The following is a 20,844-nucleotide window of genomic DNA, read 5'->3' on the forward strand; positions in this document are numbered from 1 at the left end:
CCTCGCGATGCTCAGCGCGCCTCGCGGGCCGGGCCGGTCGCCGACCCGGCGACGCCTCCCGGCGGGTCTGCGGGGGGCCGCGGTCCGGGGACGGGCCGGATCAACGACTCCGCATCCCGCACGCCGGCCAGGCGGGCGAAGCCCACTGCGTACGAGTGGAGTTCGCTCTGCACCCGCTGCAGCTCGGTGCGGCAGGCGGTGCTCTGCTCCCACGAGGAGTCGGGGCGCTCGGGGTGGGCCAGTTCGAATTCCCTCAGTCGGGGATGCCACTGTGAGAGGAAGGGCCTCAGCTCGCGGTTGAGCATGGTGATGGCGAGGTACTCGACCGTCTGCCCGCCCGGCACGGGAGCCGAAGGGCGGGAGGTCTTCAGGGTCTCGCGTGTCGTGGCGAAGAGTCCGTACAGGGAGGTCAGTGCCTCCCGGAGCACTCCCTGGTCGCTGGCCAGCGGCTGGGTGGACACCCGCGTCACGGTCTCCACGAACATCTGCCAGGCGACCTGGCGGGCGTCGTTGTTGACGGCGAAGGTGAGTTCGCTCAGCTGCGGGATGGTCACCTTCACCTCGGTGAGGCGAGCGGTGCGCTGGTACCAGTGCAGGACGAGGACGGTCAGCGCCCCCGCGACGCCGCCGGTGACCACGAACAGGATGCGGCCGGTCACCTCGGTGAGGTTGAAGACAGCAAGCCCCGCCAGCGCGCCGACAAGGGTCGCCGCGACCAGCCGGACGGTCGTTCCCGCCTTGCCAAGGCGCCATCCCAGCCGGGCGTCGGAACGCTCTGATCGTGCACTCATCGGCTCCCCCGTACCTCGCCAGTGAGGCAAACATATCGCCAACACCGATCCGGTGGTGGCGAGATGGAAGCACCGCGCCTCACAGGCCTCGAAGTAGCCGGGTCGTTCGGCACGAGCCGTCTGAGCCCTTCCCTATGCCCGCCTTAAGCGGAACCTAAGGTTCGTTGATGGTGTCCCGGAAGGGGGGATTGTCTGTTTCGGGGCGGCTAGCGTGCTGCCGCATACCAACTCCCCAGTAACAGAGGCAGGCACGCCATGGGCAGCACGACCGGTCACCGTCGCAAGGCCAGCGGCAAGGCGAAGGCGGCGGGCGCGATCGTGGTGGCGGCGGTGATCGGTGGCGCGGCCCTCGCGTTCACCGGAACCGCGCAGGCCACCGCCGTCGGCGCCGTGTACACCACCTCCAGCTCCTGGAGCGGCGGTTACACCGGCCAGTACGTCATCACCAACGGCACCGACCGGGCCCAGGCCGACTGGACCCTCCAGTTCGAGCTGCCCGCCGGCACCAGGATCGACTCCCTGTGGAACGGCACCCACACCGTCGACGGGCAGCGCGTCACCGTGAAGCCCGCGGCCTGGAACGGGGAGCTCGCGCCCGGGGCCTCCGTCACCGTCGGGTTCGTCGCGAGCGGGGCCGGCGGTCCCGGCAGCCCGAAGGGGTGCCTGATCAACGGGGTCAAGTGCTCCGTCGACCAGAGCGCCACCCCGCAGCCCAGCGGCCGGCCCACCACCCTCCCGACCGCGGCCCCGACCGCCTCGGCGGCCCCCACGGCGACGGCGACCGCCTCTGCGTCCCCGACGGCCGCCCCCACCGGCAAGCCCACCGCGACCGCGCCGGCGCCCGCGCCCGGCGGCGGCGCGCGCTTCGCCCCGTACGTGGACACCTCCCTCTACCCGGCCTACGACCTGCTCGACACCGCGACCCGCACCGGCGTCAAGGAGTTCCACCTCGCCTTCGTCACCGCAGGTGCCGGCTGCACCCCGATGTGGGGCGGGGTCACCGACCTGGCGGGCGACAAGGTGGCCGGGCAGATCGGGGCGCTGCGCGCCAAGGGCGGGGACGTCCGGGTGTCGTTCGGCGGGGCCGCCGGCCGCGAGCTGGCGCTCAACTGCGCGGGAGCCGACGAGCTCGCGGCGGCGTACGGCAAGGTCGTGGACCAGTACCGGCTCACCAAGGTCGACTTCGACATCGAGGGCGCGGCCCTGCCCGACACCGCCGCCAACGCCCGCCGGGCCCAGGCCATAGCCCGGCTGCAGAAGTCCCACCCGGGCCTGGACGTGGCGTTCACCCTGCCCGTGATGCCCGAGGGCCTCACCCAGCCGGGCGTGGCCCTGCTCGCCGACGCCCGTGAGAACGGCGTGCGGATCGACTCGGTCAACATCATGGCGATGGACTACGGCCCGGCGTACGCCGGGGACATGGGGCAGTACGCCGTCCAGGCCGCGACGGCGACCCAGGCCCAGTTGAAGGGAGTCCTCGGACTGTCCGACCAGGCGGCCTGGAAGGCCGTGGCCGTCACCCCGATGATCGGCGTCAACGACGTCGCGTCGGAGGTCTTCTCGGTCTCCGACGCGACGCAGCTCGTCGAGTTCGCCTCGGCGAAGGGCATCGGCCGGCTGGCCATGTGGTCCGCCGCCCGCGACAAGCAGTGCCCCGCGGGCACCCTGGACCACGCGGACGCCACGTGCAGCTCGGTCCTCCAGCAGCCGCTGGCCTTCACCAAGGCGTTCGGCGCCCTGCGCTAGCGGGGCCGCCGGAGGACCTGAGGACCTCCAGCACCTGCGCCGTGATCGCCGCCTCGTTCCGCTCGAACTCCGGCCCCGTCAGCCGGTCCGCCTCGGCGGGCAGGCCGGTCAGGACGGGGGTGTGGAGGTGGCCGCCGGGCAGCCCGGGGCGCAGTTCCAGCCGGAGCCGGTTGGAGCGGTAGGCGACCTCGTTGGAGAGGTAGCCGCCGCCCCCGCCCGCGACGGCGCGGGAGCCGGGCGTCGGACCGTCCTCGCGGTCCACCGGCGCCGCCGCCCCGGCCGGTATCTCGGTCACGGTGGTGTTGAGCCGTACGGGGTAGGGCGCCTGGACCGCGGTCATGGCGTCCGTGGGCAGGCTGGTGCGCAGGAACTCCGCCCCGGGGCCGAGTCCCGGCGCGGTGGCCGGGTTCTCGCGGGTGCCGCCCGACAGGGCCCGGACGTTGTCCGGGTACGGGTCGGCGGAGCGGTTGCGACCCGCCCAGGCCTCCAGGGTGAAGAGGCCGGGGTAGCCCTGGCTGATGCTGGTGATCATGTCGGCGGAGCGCGGGCCCGCCGCCAGCCGGGGCCCGTAGGCCCGTTCGACGATCCCGGCGTCGAAGTCGGCGTAGCGGACCGGCAGGACGACGGCCCGGATCTCGGCGGTGGTGCCGTCGGTCAGGGTGACGCGGCGTCCGTTGAGCTGGAGGGCGGCCGAGCCGGAGGGGTTGGCCCGGCGCGGCTCGGTGTCCAGGCCGAAGGGGTCGAACCCGCTCACGAAGATCCGCCGTACGCCCCGGGTGCCGCGGAACCCGTTGCCGGTCAGGCCGCGCGAGGCGTCCTCGAACCGGGACTTCAGCGCCGCCCGGTCCACCGCGAACCCGGGCCGCCAGGCGTCGAGCCGGACGGTCATCGCGAGCCGGGTCCAGTACAGCGGCCGGTCGTCGCGGTCGGGCAGGTCACCGCCCGGCCTGCGCCCCTGCGCCCGGTCCGCGGCGGCCTGCCACAGGGCCTCGCCCCACGCCCCGACCAGCCGCTGCGCCCCGGCGGCGTCGCGTACGCCGCACAGCGCGGCGGGGAAGCGGCGGACGAAGCCGTCGAGCCCGGCGTGCTCCGGGAAGGCGGCGGCCCGGGGGTCGGACAGGCGGCCCTGCTCGGCGTCGGGTGAGGCGGGTGCCGGTGCGCCGGGGGCGGCGGGGCAGCCGGGCGGGGTGTCCGCGCGGGCGGCGGTGGCCGGCAGGAGGGTGGTGACCCCGAGGAGGGCGGCGGCGAGCGCCGCGCGGCGTAAGAGCATCATGCCGTGTGACATTACACAGCGGGTGCGGGGTCCGGGAGTACGCCCGGGCGGCCCCGCGGACCGCCGTGGACGCGGAAGGGCCCCGGCCGCGTACGGCCGGGGCCCTCCCGGTGGAACCCGGGGCGGGTCAGTCCACCGTGGGCCAGTCCCAGCCCAGCTGGAGGAACAGGCCGAGCCGGTCGCTGACCCCGCGGATCTGGGCGATCTTGCCCCCGTCCAGGGTGAACCACCAGATGGCCTCGTTCTCGAAGGACCGGCCGGTCGGCTCCGGCATGCGCGGGTGGGTCCCGCCGTGCGTACCGGACTGGATCACGCGGGCGACGACGCGGTCGTCCTCCACCACCAGCTCCTCCACCCGGATGGCCAGCGGATCGAAGGCCGCCAGCTGCTGGCGCAGGCCCTCGAAGGCAGCGCCCGGCTCGTCGGGCTCGCCGTGGATGATCTGGTTGTGGTCGACCACGTCCTGCGCCATGTACGCGGGCAGGTCCTCGGTGCGCCGCTCGTTGACGGCGGTGAAGAAGCCCAGTACCGCCCGCTTGTTGTCGTCCTGCACGCTCACCGCGTGCACCCCCTGTCGCCATGCTGTGGATCAAGTCGCCGTGAGCATAGGCGGATCGGGTATGCGGACGGTCAAGACCGTGTCAACTGCGGTCAAATACCGGCCCGGTGGGCCGGTTCGCGCCGGTCGCCGCCGGAGGCCAGTGCGCCGCCCAGCCCTCCGCCGCCTCCAGTTGCGCCGCCAGCGACAGCAGCCGCGGCTCCGAGTCCGCCGGGCCCAGCAGCTGGGCGCCGACCGGCAGCCCGTCCGGGGCGAAGCCCGCCGGGACGCTGATGCCCGGCCAGCCCAGGACGTTCCACGTCCAGGCGTACGGGCAGGCCGCGATCATCGCCCGGTCCGTGGCCAGCGCCCCCAGCCCCGCCAGGGCCCCGATCCGCAGGGGCCCCGTGGCCGTCGTCGGCGTGAGCACCGCGTCGAAGCGGCCGAACAGCTCCCCGACCCGGCGGCGCAGCGCCGCCTCGGCCCACCGCGAGACCCGCAGCGCCGCCCCGCCGAGCAGCCGTCCCGCGCGCACCGCCCCGTGCGTGCGCGGGTCCAGCAGGCGGGGGTCGGGCGCCCGCTCCGCCAGCTGCCGTACACCGGCGGTGGCGCGCGGGGCGAAGGTGAGGCCGATGGGGCCGTAGCGGGGGTCCTCCGGCACCACCTCGTGCCCCAGCTCCTCCAGCCGCCCGGCCAGCCGCTCCACGGCCGAGCGCACCACGGGGTCCGGGGACGCGCCCGCCGTGGCGGTGAAGGCCGTCCCGAAGGACAGTGCGATCCGCATCCGGCCCGGCGGCCGCCCGGCCGCCTCGACCGCCGACACCGGCGCGGGGCGGTGCAGGTCCCCCGGGGCCGGACCGCTCGCCGCGTCCAGCAGCAGCGCCGCGTCCGCGACCGTACGGGCCAGTACGCCGTTGACCGTGAGGCCGTGGAAGGCCTCCGGCTCCGGCCACGTCGAGATCCGCCCCCGCTGCGGCTTCACCCCGACCAGGTGCGTCCAGGCCGCGGGGATCCGCACCGACCCCGCCCCGTCGGACCCGAGCGCCGCCGGCACCAGCCCCGCCGCCACGGCCGCCGCCGAACCGCCCGAGGAGCCGCCCGGGGTGTACGCCGTGTCCCACGGATTGCGGGTCGCGCCGAAGGCGGGCCCCTCGGTGAAGGGCCACTGGCCCAGCTCGGGCGTCTGCGTCTTGCCCACGACGACCGCCCCCGCCGCACGCAGCCGGCGCACCGCCTCGCCGTCGGCCCGCTTCGGCGGGAAGTCCCCCGCGCAGCCGAACGCCGTCGGTTCCCCGGCCACGTCCATGTCGTCCTTGACGGCGACGGGGACGCCCAGCAGCGGCAGCCGCTCCCCGCGGGCCAGCCGCCGGTCGGCGGCCTCGGCCTCGGCCAGCGCGGCCTCGGCGCGGACGATCCGGAAGGCGTTGAGGGAGGACTGCGAGGCCGCGATCCGCGCGAGCGAGCGCTCCGTCAACTGCCGTGCCGTCACGTGCCCTTCGGCCAGCGCGACCGCCATCTCCCCGAGCCCCGACACGACGTCCCCCACCGGCGGCCTCCCCCTGTCGCCCGGTCATACCGACCGGTAATACCGACGGTAAGGGGAAAGGGTCCGCCAAGACCAGGCCCGGCCCCGCCCGCGTACGCCCGGGGTGTCCTCCCCGATCCGGAAAAAATCTTCGGCGGGCGTGTCGAGAACGCGGCGCCGGCTCCGTCCCCGGGGTGAGCGCGGCCAGAATGGACGCGTCGGACCGCATCGAGGAGAACCGTCATGGCCAAGTACCTGCTGCTCAAGCACTACCGCGGCGCCCCGGCCCCGAACAACGACGTCCCCATGGACCGCTGGACCCCGCAGGAGGTCTCCGCACACATCCAGTACATGCGCGACTTCGCCGCGAAGCTGGAGGAGACCGGCGAGTTCGTCGACGCCCAGGCCCTCGCCCCGGAGGGCACCTGGGTCCGCTACGACGGCGAGGGGCGCCCGCCCGTCACCGACGGCCCGTTCGCCGAGACCAAGGACCTGATCGCCGGCTGGATGGTGATCGACGTGGACACCCACGACCGGGCCCTGGAACTCGCGGCCGAGCTCTCGGCGGCCCCCGGCGCGGGCGGCCGGCCGATCCACGAGTGGCTGGAGCTGCGCCCCTTCATGTCCGAGCCGCCCACGATCACGGAGTGACCGGCCCCCGATGACCGCCCCCCGCCCCCGCCCCGCCCCGGACCCCGCCGTCCGGGGCGGGGTCCCGCCGCACCCCGTCGACGAGGCCCTGCTGCGGGAGCTCACCCCGGCCGTCCTCGGCGTCCTCGTCCGGCGCGGCGCCGACTTCGCGACGGCCGAGGACGCCCTGCAGGAGGCCCTCCTCGACGCCGTCCGCGCCTGGCCCGCCGACCCGCCCCGCGACCCGCGCGGCTGGCTCGTCACCGCCGCCTGGCGCCGCTTCCTCGACGCGACCCGCGCGGACGCGGCCCGCCGGCGCCGCGAGGACCTCGTCGACCGCGAACCGGAGCCCGGCCCGGCGTCCGACACCGACGACACCCTCGGCCTCTACTTCCTGTGCGCGCACCCCGCGCTCTCCCCGTCCTCGGCCGTCGCCCTCACGCTGCGGGCCGTCGGCGGCCTCACCACCCGCCAGATCGCCCGTGCCTACCTCGTGCCCGAGGCGACCATGGCCCAGCGCATCAGCCGCGCCAAACGGACCGTCTCCGGCGTCCGGCTCGACCGGCCTGGCGACGTCGGCACCGTCCTGCGCGTCCTGTACCTCGTCTTCAACGAGGGGTACTCGGGGGACGTCGACCTCGCCGCCGAGGCCATCCGCCTCACCCGCCGGCTCGCCGCCGTCGTCGACCACCCCGAACCGGCCGGACTGCTCGCGCTGATGCTCCTCCACCACGCCCGCCGCGCCGCCCGGACCGCCCCCGACGGCAGCCTGATCCCGCTCGCCGAACAGGACCGCGGCCGCTGGGACACGGCGGCCATCGCCGAGGGCATCGGGATCCTGCACGGCGCGCTGGCCCGCGACCGGCTCGGCGAGTACCAGGCCCAGGCCGCCGTCGCCGCCCTGCACGCCGACGCGCCCACGGCCGCGGAGACCGACTGGCCGCAGATCGTCGAGTGGTACGACGAGCTCGTCCGCCTCACCGACAGCCCCGTCGCCCGCCTCAACCGGGCCGTGGCCGTGGGGGAGGCCGACGGACCGCGCGCCGGCCTCGCCGCGCTGGCCGGGCTCGACCCCGAACTGCCCCGCCACACCGCCGTCGCCGCCTGGCTGCACGAGCGCGACGGGGACCGGGCCGGCGCCGCCCGGCTCTACGCGGAGGCCGCCCACCGGGCCCCGACCCTGGCCGAACGCGCCCACCTCACCCGGCAGGCGGCCCGCCTCAACGCCGGGCCGGCCGGCCCCGTCTGAAGCGGGCCCGTTTCAGGCCAACCGCCGCAGCCCCGGCCCGGCCGGTCTGGAAGGATGCGACGGCCATGTCTGACTCGACGAACCCTCCGGCCCCGACGACCCCCACGACCCCCACGCCCCCGCCGACGAGCGCCGACGTGGCCCGGCTCGCGGGCGTCTCGCGCGCCACGGTCTCGTACGTCCTCAACAACGCGGAGGCCGTACGGATCAGCGAGCCGACGCGCCGCAAGGTCCGTGCGGCCGCCGAGGAACTGGGCTACGTCCCGCACGCCGCCGCCCGCAGCCTGCGCGCCGGACACACCCGCATCGTGCTGCTGCCCACCTCGCACGTCCCGGCCGGCCCCCTGTACAGCGCCTTCCTCGACGATCTCCAACGGGCCCTGCGCCGCCTGGACTACACCGTCGTGCAGTACGGCAGCCTCGGGCTCGGCGGCGACGAGGCCGTCCGCGCGTGGGCCGAGCTGCGGCCCGTCGCCGTGATCTCCCTCGGCGAGGTCGCCCTCTCCCCGCACCACGTCGACACCCTCAGGCGGGCCGGTGCGCGCGCCGTGGTCACCCTCGGGCCACAGCGGGTGGCGGGGGCCCACGCGCTGCTGATGGACCAGGCCGAGGTCGGCGCCCGGGCCGCCGCCCACCTGGTCGCACGGGGCCGCCGCCGCATCGGGGTGGTCGTACCGGAGGAGCCGGGCCTGGACCTGTTCTCCGGGCCGAGGCTGGCGGGGGCCCGCTCGACGCCGCACGCGCAGGTGGTGCCGCTGGGCCTGGCCTACACCGAGGAGTCGGCGGCGGCGCTGGCCGCACGGTGGGGCGAGCTGGGGCTGGACGCGGTGTTCGCGTACAACGACGAGTACGCGGTGCTGCTGCTGCGGGCGCTGCTGGACGCGGGGCTGAGGGTGCCGCAGGACGTCGCCGTGATGGGGGCCGACGACCTGCTGATCGCGCGGCTGGTGCGGCCGCGGCTGAGCTCGGTGCGGATCGAGATGCCGAGCGGGGAGCGGCTGGCGGGGCTGGTGGACCGGGCCGTGCGGGTGCCGTCGGCCCTCGCGGAACGGCACGACCTGATGGGCGCGGCCGCCGTTCCCCGCGACTCGACCTGACCGCCCCGGGGTCCCGCTGCGCGGGGCCGCCCCCCGCCCCGCCCTTCCCCCGCTCCCCGAGCACGCGCCGCCGGGGCCGCACGCGGCCGCCCCGATCCCGTCCGGACAGGGCGGAGGTGGCGCGGCACCCCGTTGACACGCGGTGACGCCGCGGCGGAGACTGCGGGCGCGCCCCACCGGGCGTGCCCGGTGGTGCGGCCCGGTGCCCACATCGGCGCCGGCGCGCCGCCGACCGTACGGAGTCGCCCAGGAGAGCCCCCATGAGCATCCGCACCGTCCGCGACGTCTACGTCGTCGACGCCGTCCGCACCCCGATCGGCAAGTTCGGCGGCGCCCTCGCCGGAGTCCGCCCCGACGACCTCGCGGCGCACGTCGTCCGCGCCCTCGTCGACCGGACCCCCGACCTCGACCCGGCCCGCATCGACGACGTGGTCTTCGGAGACGCCAACGGCGCGGGCGAGGACAACCGCGACGTGGCCCGCATGGCGGTGCTCCTGGCCGGGCTGCCGGTCAGCGTCCCCGGCGCCACCGTCAACCGCCTCTGCGGCTCCGGCCTCGAAGCCGTGATCCAGGCGGCCCGCGCCATCGCCCTCGGCGACGCCTCCGTGGCCATCGCCGGCGGCGTCGAGTCGATGACCCGCGCCCCCTGGGTGGTGCAGAAGCCCGAGCGCGCGCACCCCGCCGGGCACCAGCAGATGTGGTCGACCACCCTCGGCTGGCGGATGACCAACCCCCGCATGCCCGCGGAGTGGACCGGCTCGCTCGGCGAGGGCGCCGAGCTCATCGCCGAGAAGCACGGCATCACCCGCGAGGCCCAGGACGCCTTCGCCCTCGACAGCCACCGCAAGGCCGCCGCGGCGTGGACGGCCGGCCTGTACGACGACGAGGTCGTCCCGTACCCCGGCGTGGACCTGCTGCGGGACGAGTGCATCCGCGAGGGCTCCACCCCCGAGGCGCTGGCCCGGCTCAAGCCGGCCTTCCGGACGGACGGTTCCGGCACCGTCACGGCCGGCAACGCCTCCCCCCTCAACGACGGCGCCGCCGCCCTCCTCCTCACCGACGAGGCGGGCCTGGCCGCCACCGGCCGCGAACCGCTCGCCCGGATCAGCGCCTCCGCCGTCACCGGCATCGAGCCGCAGCTCTTCGGCCTCGGCCCGGTCGACGCCGTCCAACGGGCCCTCGCCAAGGCCGGCCGCGACCTCTCCGACCTGGCCGCCTTCGAGCTCAACGAGGCGTTCGCGGCGCAGGCGCTGGGCTGTCTGGCGGCCTGGCCGGAGCTGGACCCCGCCGTGGTCAACCCGCGCGGCGGCGCCATCGCGATCGGGCACCCCCTGGGCGCCTCGGGGGCGCGGCTCGCGGGCTCCGTCGCGCACCAGCTGGCGGCGGCGGGCTCCGGTACCGGCATGGCGGCGCTGTGCATCGGCGTCGGCCAGGGGATCGCCCTGGTCCTGGAACGCTGACCGGCCGCCCCGCCGGAGCGCGCGCCGACCGGACGGCGATCGTTTCCGGACAGGGCCGCGGGTCAACTGCCCAATAACTGAACAGAATCCGGAGACCGGGGTCTGGCACGATGGCGCCTGCCACCGCCGCCCCCCGCCCCGCCCACCCCTCCGGAGGCCCCGCGCCATGCCGCTGCTCGACCCGACACTCTGGCAGGACGGACCCACCCTCACCGGCGGTACGGCCCCGGTCGTCGAACCCGCGACCGGCCGTACCCTCGCCACGCTCGACCTGGCCGCCCCCGCCGACGTGTCGGAGGCGGCCGTACGGGCGCGGGCCGCGCAGCGCGACTGGGCGCGGGCCACCCACCCGGAGCGGGCGGCCGTACTGCGCCGGGCCGGGGACCTCTTCGCGGCGCACGCCGACGAACTGCGGGACTGGCTGGTCCGGGAGTCGGGCTCCATCCCCGGCAAGGCCGACTTCGAGCTGCACGTCGCCGCCCAGGAGTGCTACGAGGCCGCCGCGCTGGCCTCCCGCCCGGCCGGGCAGGTCCTGCCCAGCGAGGCGCCCCGGCTCTCGTACACCCGCCGCGTCCCGGCGGGGGTGGTCGGGGTGGTGGCGCCCTTCAACGCCCCGCTGATCCTCTCCATCCGCTCCGTCGCGCCCGCCCTCGCCCTCGGCAACGCGGTCCTCCTCAAGCCGGACCGCCGGACCGCCGTCTGCGGAGGCCTGGCGCCGGCCGCCGTGTTCGCCGCCGCCGGACTCCCGGCCGGGCTGCTCCAGGTCCTGCCCGGCGGCGCCGGGACGGGCGCCGCGGTGGTGGCCGACCCCCTCGTCCGCGTCGTCTCCTTCACCGGGTCCACCACCGCCGGCCGGGCCGTCGGCGAACTGGCGGGGCGCCACCTCAAGCGCGCCCACCTGGAGCTGGGCGGGAACTCGGCGCTCGTCGTGCTCGCCGACGCCGACGTCGAGGCCGCCGTCGCGCAGGCCTCCTGGGGCTCCTTCTTCCACCAGGGCCAGATCTGCATGACCGCGGGGCGCCACCTCGTCCACGCCTCGCTCTACGACGAGTACGTGGAGCGGCTCGCCGCCCGCGCCGAGGCGCTCGCCGTCGGGGACCCGTACCGCGAGCGCGTCCACCTGGGCCCGCTGCTCGACGGGGCGCAGCTGGAACGCGTCCACGGCCTGGTCGAGGAGAGCGTGGAGCGGGGCGCCAAGCTGGTCGCCGGGGGCACCCACGAGGGGCTGTTCTACCGGCCGACCGTACTCGCGGCGGTCTCCGACGACACCCCCGCCTACACCGAGGAGGTCTTCGGCCCGGTGGCGCCCGTCCGCTCCTTCGCGACTGAGGACGAGGCCGTCGAGCTGGCCGCCGCCGGCCCGTACGGGCTCTCCCTGGGCATCGTCACCCGCGACGCGGCCCGCGGCCTGGAGCTGGCCGGGCGCATACCGACCGGGATCGCGCACGTCAACGACCAGACCGTCAACGACGAGGCGGTGGCCCCCTTCGGCGGCGTCGGGGTCTCCGGCACGGGCGCCCGCTTCGGCGGCGAGGCCAACCTCGACGCCTTCACCGAACTGCGCTGGACCACGGTCCGCCGGACCCCGCCCGGTCACCCGTTCTAGGGACGTCCGGCGCGGGGCGGAATGCCATGGGGCGGCCGTTCGTTCAAGCAGGACACGCGCACAACGCGCGCACAACGCGCGCAGGACACGCACAGGACAGGCGACACGCGCAGGACACGCGGCGACGCAGCGATCAGGAGGTCAGGAAACCGTGGCTACAGTCGAGCTCACCAAGGAGAACTTCGACCGGACGGTCAGCGAGAACCCGTTCGTGCTGATCGACTTCTGGGCGGGCTGGTGCCGCCCCTGCCTCCAGTTCGCCCCGGTCTACGAGAAGGCCTCGGAGGCCAACCCGGACCTGGTGTTCGCCAAGGTGGACACCGAGGCCCAGCAGGAGCTGGCGGCGGCCTTCCAGATCACCTCGATCCCCACACTGATGATCGTCCGGGACCAGGTGGCCATCTTCGCCCAGCCCGGCGCCCTGCCGGAGGCCGCGCTCACCGATCTCATCGGGCAGGCCCGCGCCCTGGACATGGACGAGGTCCGCGAGAAGATCGCCGCGCAGCAGAAGGCGGCGCCCGGAGAGGCCCCCGGCACGCCGGAGGGCTGAGGTTGCCGGACGCGGCCCCCGTCCCGCGGGGAGACTGGGCGCCATGACCGAAGCGGTGGAGTACGACGTCGTGGTGCTCGGCGGGGGCCCGGCAGGCGAGAACATCGTCGACCGGACCCGTGCCGCCGGGCTGAGCACGGCCCTGGTGGAGAGCGAACTCGTGGGCGGGGAGTGCTCGTACTGGGCCTGCGTCCCCAGCAAGGCCCTGCTGCGCCCCGCGCTGGCCCGCGCCGACGCCCGCCGGGTGCCCGGCCTGGCCGCGGCCGCCTCCGGGCCGCTCGACGCCGAGGCGGTGTTCGCGCACCGCGACTACTGGACGGGTGACTGGAAGGACGGCGGCCAGGTCGACTGGCTCGACTCCATCGGCGCGCACCTCTACCGGGGCCACGGCAGGCTCTACGGCATCCGCAAGGTCGCCGTGACCAGCCCCGAAGGCGTGCACCACGTCCTCTCCGCCCGGCACGCCGTGGTCGTCGCCACCGGCACCAGGCCCGTCGTCCCGAACCTCCCCGGGCTGCACGGGGCCGGGGCGTGGACCAGCCGCGAAGCCACCTCCGCCCGGCAGGTCCCCGGCCGGCTGCTGATCGTCGGCGGCTCCGTCGTGGCCTGCGAGATGGCCACCGCCTGGCAGGCGCTGGGCGCGCGGGTGACCGTCCTGGCCCGCGGCTCCGGGCTGCTCCCGAGGATGGAGCCCTTCGCCGGGGAGCTGGTCGCCGAGGCCCTGACCGCCGCCGGCGCGGTCGTCCGCACCGGGGTGGCCGTCGAGGCGGTCGTCCGGGACGGGCCGACGGGCCCCGTCACCGTGGTCCTGGAGGGCGGCGAGCTACTGGAGGGCGACGAGCTGCTGATGGCCACCGGCCGCGCGCCCCGCACCGAGGACATCGGGCTCGACACGGTCGGCCTGACCCCCGGCGACTGGATCGGCGTCGACGAGAGCTGCCGGGTCGAGGGCCACGACTGGCTGTACGCCGTCGGGGACGTCAACCACCGGGCGCTCCTGACCCACCAGGGCAAGTACCAGGCCCGGATCGCCGGGGCCGCCATCGCCGCCCGCGCGGCCCGGGGCAACGGCGCCCCGGCCCCCGACACCGGCCCCTGGAGCCCGTACGCCGCCACCGCCGACACCGGGGCCGTCCCGCAGGCCGTCTTCACCGACCCCGAGGCCGCGTCCGTCGGCCTGACCCTGGCGGAGGCCGAGCGGTCCGGGCGCCGGGTGCGCGCCGTCGACCACGACCTCGGCAAGGTCTCCGGCGCGGGCCTGTACGCCGACGGCTACCGGGGCCGGGCCCGGATGGTCGTCGACCTCGACCGCGAGGTGCTCCTCGGTGCCACCTTCGTGGGACCCGGCGCCGCCGAGCTGCTGCACGCGGCGACGATCGCCGTCGTCGGGGAGGTCCCGGTCGGCCGGCTGTGGCACGCGGTGCCGGCCTTCCCGACCATCAGCGAGGTCTGGCTGCGGCTGCTGGAGGCCTACCGGGGCTGACCCTCAGGTCCGCAGGTACGAAGCGCCGTTGACGTCCAGCACCGCGCCCGAGCTCCACCTGGCCGCGGGCGAGGCGAGGTACAGCACGGCGGAGGCGATCTCCTCGGGCTCGGCCACCCGGCCGAAGGGGCTCTGCGCGCGGATCCGCTCGCCCTCCTCGCCCCGGAGCCGGCCGGAGACCCGCTCGGTGGCGACGAAGCCCGGGGCCACCGAGGCCACCGTGATGCCGTGGGGCGCCAGGGAGACGGCCAGGGACTGGCCGAAGGCGTGCAGGGCCGCCTTGGTGGCCCCGTACGCGGGATGGTCGGGCTCGCCCCGGAACGCGCCGCGCGATCCGACGTTGACGATGTGCCCCGGCCGGCCCTCGTCGATCATCCGCCGGGCCACGCAGTAGCCGGCGTTGACCGCCCCGAAGAGGTTCACCGACGCCGTACGCTGCCAGGCCTCCTGCCAGTCCGCGTACGAGGTCGTGGGCAGCGGGTGCGCGACCATCGCGGCGGCGTTGTTCACCAGCACGTCCACCCCGCCGAGCGCGTCGGCGGCCTCGGCGACCAGCTCCTCGACGCGCGCCGGATCCCCGAGGTCGCCGGTGACCAGGGCGTGGCCCTCCCCCTCCAGGGCGGCCAGGGTCTCCCGGGCGTCGGAGTGCGGCGCGGAGGCGTGGACGGCGACCCGGTCGCCCTGGCGGGCGAACGCGGCGGCGACGGCCCGGCCGATGCCGCGGGAGGCGCCGGTGACCAGGACGCCCCGGCTCATGCGGCACGCTCCGGGGCCGCGGCGGCGGCCGTCGGGGCGGAGGGGATAGCGGGCTCGGGCATCGGGACTCCTTCGGTGGACGGCCCGGTGGCCGGCCCGGGACGGGCCGGCGGTCGGCTGACCCGGCCATCTGATCATGAACGGGCCCCGGATCCCACCCGGATTCCGGCCGGGCACGGTCACGGGCCGGCGCCCGGCCCGCCCGCCGCCCGCGCCAGTACCGCCACGACCTCCTCGTCCGGGGTCTGGGAGAAGTCCCGGTACCACTCGCCGACGGCGCGGAACGCGGGCGGCGCGGAGAGGCAGACCACCTCGTCGGCCGCCCCGCGCAGCCGGTCGACCGCCTCCGGCGGCGCCACCGGGGCGGCCAGCACCACCCGCGCCGCCCCCGAGGCGCGGGCGATCTCGCAGGCGGCCGCGGCCGTGGCCCCGGTCGCGATCCCGTCGTCCACGACGACCACCGTCCGGTCGGCGAGCGGCACCCGGGCCCGGCCCTCCCGGTAGCGCCGGGCCCGACGTTCGAGCTCCGCCTCCTCGGCGCGCTCGACGGATGCGAGGTCCTCCCGGGAGGCCCGGCTGCCGCGGACGACGTCCTCGTTGACGATCCGCACCCCGCCCTCGCCGATGGCCCCGAACCCCAGCTCCCGGTGGCCGGGGACGCCGAGCTTGCGGACCACGATCACGTCGAGCGGGGCACCGAGCGCCCGCGCCACCTCGTACGCCACGGGCACGCCGCCCCGGGGCAGCCCGAGGACGACGGCGTCCGCTCCCGCCAGGTGACGCAGTGCGTCGGCCAGCGCGCGCCCCGCGTCCGCGCGGTCGGTGAAGAACCGGCCGGTGGAGGACATGACGGCTCACCCCCGTCCCGGGTACCCCCTTCGAACGAACACCGTCCGGGGCGTTTCCGCAACCCGGGGACCCGGGGGCGGGGCCCCGGGCGCCCCCCGCCGGCCGCCGACCCGGTCGGGTAGGTTGAACGATCAGGTCGAACCCCTGCCCCCTGGACGGCAACTGACCGGTCGTCGGGAACCGGGCCGGGGGCGTGCCCCCATCGGCGACGAAGGAGCCACCGTCCGTGATCGTGATAGCGCAGCTCAGTGACGTCCACTTCGACGGGGGCCCCCGGGCCGCCGAGCGCACCCGCGTCGTCATGGAGTACCTGGACGGCCTCCCGTACGACCTGGACGCGGTCCTGGTCAGCGGGGACGTCGCCGACAACGGGACCCCGGCCGAGTACGAGCAGGCCCGCAAGGGGCTCGTGTCGCGGCACCCGCTGGTCGTCTGCCCCGGCAACCACGACGAGCGCACCGCCTTCCGGCGCGTCCTGCTGGGCGAGGAGGAGCCGTCCGCCGGGCCGGTCGACCGGGTGCTGCGCGGCGAGGGCTTCGTCCTCGCGGTGTGCGACTCCTCCGTCCCCGGCGAGCACCACGGCCGCCTGGAGGAGTCCACCCTCGACTGGCTCGACGGGATCCTCGCCGGGACCCCGCACGACGTGCCGGTCCTGGTCGCCTTCCACCACCCGCCGGTCCCGCTGCACACCCCGTACGTGGACGAGATCCGGCAGTTCGGCGAGGAGCGGCTCGCGGCGCTGGCCGCCCGCCACCCCCACCTGCTCGCCTTCCTGTGCGGCCACGCGCACACGGCGGCGGCGACCACCTTCGCGGGCCGGCCCCTGCTCGTCGCGCCCGGGGTGGTCTCCACCCTGCGGCTGCCCTGGGAGGAGCCGACGGGCGACCCGCACGTGCACCTCGACGAGCCGCCGGCCGTCGCCTTCCACGTCATCGGTGGGGACGGCCGGCTGACGACCCACTACCGGGTGGTCGTCGACCGCCGGTAGCTGGCGCCGTCCCGGGTCCGGGTGAGGTGCCCCGAGGTGATCAGGTAGCGCCGCAGCGCGGAGCAGTCCTCGTGCACGGTCCGCAGCGCGTCGTTGACCTCGGGCTCGGAGTAGGCGCGATCCGGGGCGAAGAGGGTCTCGGCGAGGTGCGCGAGCAGCTGCTCGCGGCGCGCGGCCTTGCGCGGGACGGCGACGAGGCGGCCGCCGGAGAACAGGTCGGACACCCCGCGCGGGCCCTGGGGGACGGACGGCTCGCGCGCGTCGGCGCCCCGCTGATCGGTGGTCTGCCGGTCGGTGCTCTGTGACATCCCCCGAGCTTCGCCCGGCCCGGCGGCCCCGGGCAACGCAATATCCGCCGCCGCCCCCCGGACCGGGAGGCGGCGGCGGACCGGACCGCCGTCAGGGCGTGACGGTGATCTGCTGGGCGGGGTTCGTGGTGTCGGAGACCAGGTAGACCGCGTTGAAGGTGGACGAGGTCGCGCTGGTCGGGCAGCCGAAGCCGCCGGACACCGTCACCGGGACGGACGCGCCCGAGAAGGTCAGGCTCGACGGGGCGCCGTTGGCCCAGGTGCCCGGGACGCTCGCCGGGCCGGCGGGGGCCGCGGTGACCGTACAGGTGGCCAGGCCCGTGGTGTGCACGACCAGGCCGCCGGTGGGCACCGTCATGGTGGCCGTGATCGGCGAGCCGTTCTGCATGGACACCGACCAGGCGCCGGTCGTGGTCACCGTCGGCGTCACGCCCGGCATGCTGGACGTGCAGGAGCTGTACGTGGGCGGGGAGATGGGCGAGGACACCGCCCCCGAGGGGTTCTGGTTGCCGGGGGCGGCGGGCACCGAGCCGGTGGAGACGGAGACCGAGCAGGTCACCGTGACCGAACCGGCCTTCAGGGTGGCCTTCCCGCTGAGGGCCGCCTTGAAGGCGTGCCCGGCCGGAGTGACGGTGGTCGACCCGGCCGCCGGTAAGGGAGCGGCGGTGGCGGTGGCGGAGGCCACCGTCAGGGCGGCCGCGGCCGCCATGCCGAGGGCGAGCGCGGTACGCGTACGGCTCATGGCTGTGCTCCTTGGGGATCGGGGTGCGGAGTGGGGGAGCTCCCGGCGGGGGAGGGCCGGGCGGGGGCGGCGGAGCCCCCGGCGCGTGGGGCGGCGTACGGCTGCCAGGCGAACATCAGCCCGCCGCCGAGGATGCCGAGCAGGGTGCCGATCAGGAACCCGCCGAGGTTCGACAGGACCAGCGCGGCGGTGGCGATCAGGGTGGTGAGGACCCCGGCGAGGGCGCGCTGGCGGGGCGAGAGCCAGGCGGTGAGACCGAGGACGATCATGATGATGCCCATCAGGACGGACGGGATCCCCGCGATGCCCTGCTGGAGCATGATCTTCAGTGGTGCCAGCGGAAGGACGCAGATCCACGCCCCGGCCAGGACGGCGAAGAGGCCGCCCCAGAAGGGCCGGCCGCGCCGCCACCGCCGCCAGCGGCTCAGAAGCATTCCTTCTTGCCCTTGCTGATGTCCATGCTCAGCCCGGAGAGCTTGAAGGTGCCCGCGTTGGTCGCCCACGCCGTCTGCTGGAGGCTGCTGATGCTGACCTTGTCCGCCTGCTGGGCGAACAGGTCCTGCATGCCCTGCGCCTCGGCCGGGCCCTTGTCCAGGGTGGAGGCGTCGCGCCCGATCTCGATGTTCGTGAACTCCGCGTCGCCGGCGAGCTGGGTGGCGTCCACGAACAGGTTGGAGGCCTCGACCGGGGCCTTTTGACCGGCGGTCAGGTTCAGGGAGATGTCCCCGATGACCGGGAGAGTGGTGACCACCGACTGGCAGAGGCTGTGCAGCTTGGCCTCCTTGATGGCGGTGACCGCCACCGGGATCAGCTCCTGGCGGGCGTTGACGTCGACGCTGCCGTACTGGGCGAAGCCCTCGCCCTCCAGGCTCGTCGCCGACACCTTGAACTGCTGGCCCGACACCGCGAAGGAGGCGGCGAGCGCGCCCTGCGCGAGGGCGATGCCCAGTCCCGCGGTCACCGCCACGGCCGGCACGGTCAGCAGCGCGAACTTGCGCCAGCGGACCCGGCCCTCCACTCTGCCGGCGGACTCGTCATCGGAATCGAAAACGGGTAAGGACGGTGAATCTGCCATGAGATCGTCCCTTATCTCGGCTGTGCACCTTTGTTACCGACGAGTTGAATGTAAGAGTGCCAATGGTGGTTGGCAAGGTTGTGCGAGCGCACCCTTTAGGCCGACTCCTACTGCTCCGTACGCAGCAGTTCGGCGACCTCCGCCTCCACCCGCCGCCCCATCGCCCGGGCGAACTCCGTGGCCACCACCTCGCCGGCCACCGGCCGCAGCGCCGCCACCGCCTCCCGGACGTGATCCAGCTGGGTGGCCGAAAGTCGACCCAGCCCCTCCGGGCCGATCACATGCCTGCGGAACAGGCCGACGAACCGGTCCGCCAGCGCGGCCGCCTGGTCCTGCACGAACTCCCCGGCGTCCAGGATCTCCGCCGGCGGCATCCCCTGCCGCACCAGCGCCACCGTTGCCTCCAGCAGCTGCCGGCTCGGATACGTCACCCGGTCCCCGTCGACCCGTACGTACCCCAGCTCGGCCGCCCGCCGGGTGTGCTCGGCCGTCGCCCCCGGCCCGAACAGCTCGCGCAGCTCGGCCCGGGTCATCGTCACCGGCTCCTCGCGCACCCAGTCCCGGGTCATCTCCCGCTCCAGGCCCAGGAGCTGGGAGAGCCCGCCGCCCTGCTCCCAGGCGGCCAGCAGCTCGCCGATGCCGTTGACCGTGTAGCCGCGCCCCAGCAGGTCGCTGATCAGCCGCAGCCGGGTCAGGTGGTCGTCGGAGTACCAGCCGATCCGGCCCTCCCGGCGCGGCGGGGGCAGCAGCCCGCGCTCCTGGTAGTAGCGCAGGTTGCGCACCTTGACCCCGGCCTCCCGGGCCACCTCCTCCCGGCGCCAGCGCCGCCGCCCGTCCCCGCCGTACGTCCCCGCCCCAGTGCTCACGCGGCCGAGTGTAGGACCTACCGGCGGGTGTACCGGCAGGTCACATGGCGGGACGGCGTCACACGGCGGGACGGCGGCCGGGGCACGGGGCGGGCCGCCGGTGCGTCACCTGCCGTGCTGCCGCGCCTCGCGCTTGACGGCCCGCAGCACCACGAACCGCGGCTCGCTCGCCACGACCTCGCTGTTGCCGAAGAGCCGGCGCAGGTGGGTGTGGTAGCCCATGTGCCGGTTGGCGACCACCCACAGCTCCCCGCCCGGGCGCAGCGCCTTGCGCGACTGCGCGAACATGCGCAGCGCCGTCGCGTCCGTGGTCGCCTGGTGCGAGTGGAAGGGCGGGTTGTTGAGGATCAGGTCCACCGAGGAGGGCGGCAGCATGGCCACCCCGTCGCCGACGAGGAACTCCGCCGTCCGCCGGCCCGGGCGGACGTTGGCCTCGTAGGTGGCCCGCGCGGAGGCGACGGCCTGGTACGACTCGTCCGTGAACACGACCTCGGCGTCGGGGTCGGCCACCTGGACGGCGGTGCCGACGACCCCGTTGCCGCAGCCGAGGTCCACGACCCGGGCCCCGTCGGTGTTGGTGGGGATGCTCTGGAGGAAGAAGCGGGTGCCGACGTCCAGCCGGTCGGCGCAGAAGATCCCGGCGTGGTTGACCACGGTCAGCCCGGCGCCCGAGCCCCCGTCCTGGTCCACCGTGTACGTCAGCGGCCACGGCGAGGCGCCGGCGGCGGCCAGGAGCGCGGGGTCCGGGGTGCAGAAGATCAGCCGGGCCTTCTTCTCCGCGAGGGAGGTGCGCGTCGGCCCGACGATGCGCTCGAAGAGGTCCAGCGTGGAGGTGTGGATCTCCTTGACCATGCCGGCGCCCACGACCACCGTGCCCTCGTGCAGGTGCGGGGCCAGGCGCAGGAGCTGGTCCTCCAGCAGCGCCAGGCTCTTGGGTACCCGGACGAGCAGGACGTCGATCCGTGCGGGCGGCTCGTCCCGCGTGGTCAGCAGGGTCACCGTGGACTTGGCCGTGCCGATGCCGGCCCGGTCCAGGTTGGCCTCGGTGGCCGCCCGGGCCAGCGCGGAGTCGGTGATCTGGGCCGGGTGGTGGGCGGCCAGGGCCGTCGTCAGCGCACCCCAGCGGTCGCCGACGACGGTGATCTGCCCGGCGCCGGCCAGGTCCACCGGGCCGCGCTCGCCGGTACCGGCGTCGAGGTGGCGCAGCAGGTACTCGTCGGCTGCGTCCCAGGCGCGGAGCCGGTCGCGCGGGTCGGCGGGGAAGCGGGTGAGTTCGTAGGAGCCGAAAGGCGTGGTCAGGCGGTTCATATCG

The 20,844-nt window shown here is 75.5% G+C and carries 20 protein-coding genes and 1 pseudogene; 9 read left to right on the plus strand and 12 right to left on the minus strand.

All coding sequences use genetic code 11. The features are described from left to right. Positions 1-11: 11 nt before the first annotated feature. The gene (locus ACIRBY_RS00650; protein WP_403893948.1) at positions 12-791 is read right to left on the minus strand and encodes a hypothetical protein; all 780 of its coding nucleotides are present in this window, start codon (positions 789-791) and stop codon (positions 12-14) included. Positions 792-1,046: 255 nt separating this feature from the next. On the opposite strand from ACIRBY_RS00650, the gene ACIRBY_RS00655 reads away from it, so the two are divergent. Further along, complete coding sequence (locus ACIRBY_RS00655; RefSeq protein ID WP_403893951.1) at positions 1,047-2,537, plus strand: cellulose binding domain-containing protein; 1,491 nt, start codon at positions 1,047-1,049, stop codon at positions 2,535-2,537. Here the strand turns inward: ACIRBY_RS00655 and ACIRBY_RS00660 are convergent. The 3 genes from ACIRBY_RS00660 to ACIRBY_RS00670 all read right to left on the minus strand — a co-directional run bounded on the left by ACIRBY_RS00660 (position 2,509) and on the right by ACIRBY_RS00670 (position 5,894). Beyond that, entirely contained in the window at positions 2,509-3,810 is a 1,302-nt protein-coding gene (locus ACIRBY_RS00660) for a pyroglutamyl peptidase (protein ID WP_403893953.1), read from the minus strand. The genes ACIRBY_RS00655 and ACIRBY_RS00660 overlap by 29 nt on opposite strands. 127 nt (positions 3,811-3,937) lie before the next feature. After that, complete coding sequence (locus tag ACIRBY_RS00665; protein ID WP_403893956.1) at positions 3,938-4,369, minus strand: ester cyclase; 432 nt, start codon at positions 4,367-4,369, stop codon at positions 3,938-3,940. 82 nt (positions 4,370-4,451) lie between these two features. Next, a complete protein-coding gene (locus ACIRBY_RS00670; protein WP_403893958.1) occupies positions 4,452-5,894 on the minus strand; it encodes an amidase in 1,443 nt (480 codons plus the stop codon). 222 nt (positions 5,895-6,116) lie between these two features. Between ACIRBY_RS00670 and ACIRBY_RS00675 the strand changes: the two genes are divergently transcribed. From ACIRBY_RS00675 to ACIRBY_RS00705, 7 genes are all read left to right on the plus strand, one after another. Beyond that, entirely contained in the window at positions 6,117-6,524 is a 408-nt protein-coding gene (locus ACIRBY_RS00675; RefSeq protein ID WP_403893960.1) for a YciI family protein, read from the plus strand. 10 nt (positions 6,525-6,534) lie between these two features. Continuing rightward, positions 6,535-7,752 carry an RNA polymerase sigma factor gene (locus ACIRBY_RS00680; RefSeq protein ID WP_403893963.1) on the plus strand — a complete coding sequence of 406 codons (1,218 nt, stop codon included), beginning with the start codon at positions 6,535-6,537 and terminating at the stop codon, positions 7,750-7,752. A 65-nt stretch (positions 7,753-7,817) separates the two neighbouring features. Next, positions 7,818-8,849 (plus strand): LacI family DNA-binding transcriptional regulator, encoded by a 1,032-nt coding sequence (locus ACIRBY_RS00685; RefSeq protein ID WP_403893966.1) that lies wholly within the window; start codon positions 7,818-7,820, stop codon positions 8,847-8,849. Positions 8,850-9,109: 260 nt separating this feature from the next. Continuing rightward, a complete protein-coding gene (locus tag ACIRBY_RS00690; RefSeq protein ID WP_403893968.1) occupies positions 9,110-10,309 on the plus strand; it encodes a thiolase family protein in 1,200 nt (399 codons plus the stop codon). 166 nt (positions 10,310-10,475) lie between these two features. Next, positions 10,476-11,915, plus strand: coding sequence for an aldehyde dehydrogenase family protein (locus tag ACIRBY_RS00695; protein ID WP_403893971.1), 1,440 nt, complete (start codon positions 10,476-10,478; stop codon positions 11,913-11,915). Between the two features lie 151 nt (positions 11,916-12,066). After that, on the plus strand, positions 12,067-12,465 hold the full coding sequence (locus ACIRBY_RS00700; protein ID WP_403893974.1) for a thioredoxin family protein: 399 nt from the start codon (positions 12,067-12,069) through the stop codon (positions 12,463-12,465). 43 nt (positions 12,466-12,508) lie between these two features. Continuing rightward, positions 12,509-13,948, plus strand: coding sequence for a dihydrolipoyl dehydrogenase family protein (locus tag ACIRBY_RS00705; RefSeq protein ID WP_403893976.1), 1,440 nt, complete (start codon positions 12,509-12,511; stop codon positions 13,946-13,948). 3 nt (positions 13,949-13,951) lie between these two features. Here ACIRBY_RS00705 and ACIRBY_RS00710 read toward each other — a convergent pair whose 3' ends face one another. Both ACIRBY_RS00710 and ACIRBY_RS00715 read right to left on the minus strand, forming a co-directional pair. Further along, positions 13,952-14,704: an SDR family NAD(P)-dependent oxidoreductase gene (locus tag ACIRBY_RS00710; protein ID WP_403893979.1), complete on the minus strand. Its 753-nt coding sequence runs from the start codon at positions 14,702-14,704 to the stop codon at positions 13,952-13,954. A gap of 194 nt (positions 14,705-14,898) precedes the next feature. Further along, positions 14,899-15,552: pseudogene (locus tag ACIRBY_RS00715) on the minus strand (phosphoribosyltransferase); the annotation flags it as partial. 227 nt (positions 15,553-15,779) lie between these two features. On the opposite strand from ACIRBY_RS00715, the gene ACIRBY_RS00720 reads away from it, so the two are divergent. Continuing rightward, on the plus strand, positions 15,780-16,541 hold the full coding sequence (locus ACIRBY_RS00720; protein ID WP_403893982.1) for a metallophosphoesterase: 762 nt from the start codon (positions 15,780-15,782) through the stop codon (positions 16,539-16,541). Here ACIRBY_RS00720 and ACIRBY_RS00725 read toward each other — a convergent pair. The 6 genes from ACIRBY_RS00725 to ACIRBY_RS00750 all read right to left on the minus strand — a co-directional run bounded on the left by ACIRBY_RS00725 (position 16,514) and on the right by ACIRBY_RS00750 (position 20,831). Next, positions 16,514-16,849 (minus strand): DUF2087 domain-containing protein, encoded by a 336-nt coding sequence (locus ACIRBY_RS00725; protein WP_403893985.1) that lies wholly within the window; start codon positions 16,847-16,849, stop codon positions 16,514-16,516. The genes ACIRBY_RS00720 and ACIRBY_RS00725 overlap by 28 nt on opposite strands. 91 nt (positions 16,850-16,940) lie before the next feature. Beyond that, on the minus strand, positions 16,941-17,591 hold the full coding sequence (locus ACIRBY_RS00730; protein WP_403893988.1) for a hypothetical protein: 651 nt from the start codon (positions 17,589-17,591) through the stop codon (positions 16,941-16,943). Further along, entirely contained in the window at positions 17,588-18,025 is a 438-nt protein-coding gene (locus ACIRBY_RS00735) for a DUF6114 domain-containing protein (RefSeq protein ID WP_366449054.1), read from the minus strand. Before ACIRBY_RS00735 ends, ACIRBY_RS00730 begins: the two co-directional genes overlap by 4 nt. Next, entirely contained in the window at positions 18,016-18,666 is a 651-nt protein-coding gene (locus ACIRBY_RS00740) for a DUF6230 family protein (RefSeq protein WP_403893992.1), read from the minus strand. Before ACIRBY_RS00740 ends, ACIRBY_RS00735 begins: the two co-directional genes overlap by 10 nt. A gap of 107 nt (positions 18,667-18,773) precedes the next feature. Next, complete coding sequence (locus ACIRBY_RS00745; RefSeq protein ID WP_403893995.1) at positions 18,774-19,532, minus strand: MerR family transcriptional regulator; 759 nt, start codon at positions 19,530-19,532, stop codon at positions 18,774-18,776. Between the two features lie 105 nt (positions 19,533-19,637). Further along, positions 19,638-20,831 (minus strand): methyltransferase, encoded by a 1,194-nt coding sequence (locus ACIRBY_RS00750; RefSeq protein ID WP_403895214.1) that lies wholly within the window; start codon positions 20,829-20,831, stop codon positions 19,638-19,640. Positions 20,832-20,844: the final 13 nt, after the last annotated feature.

Origin of the sequence: Streptomyces sp. NPDC096136 (assembly GCF_044763325.1) — a bacterium.
GTDB lineage: Bacteria > Actinomycetota > Actinomycetes > Streptomycetales > Streptomycetaceae > Streptomyces.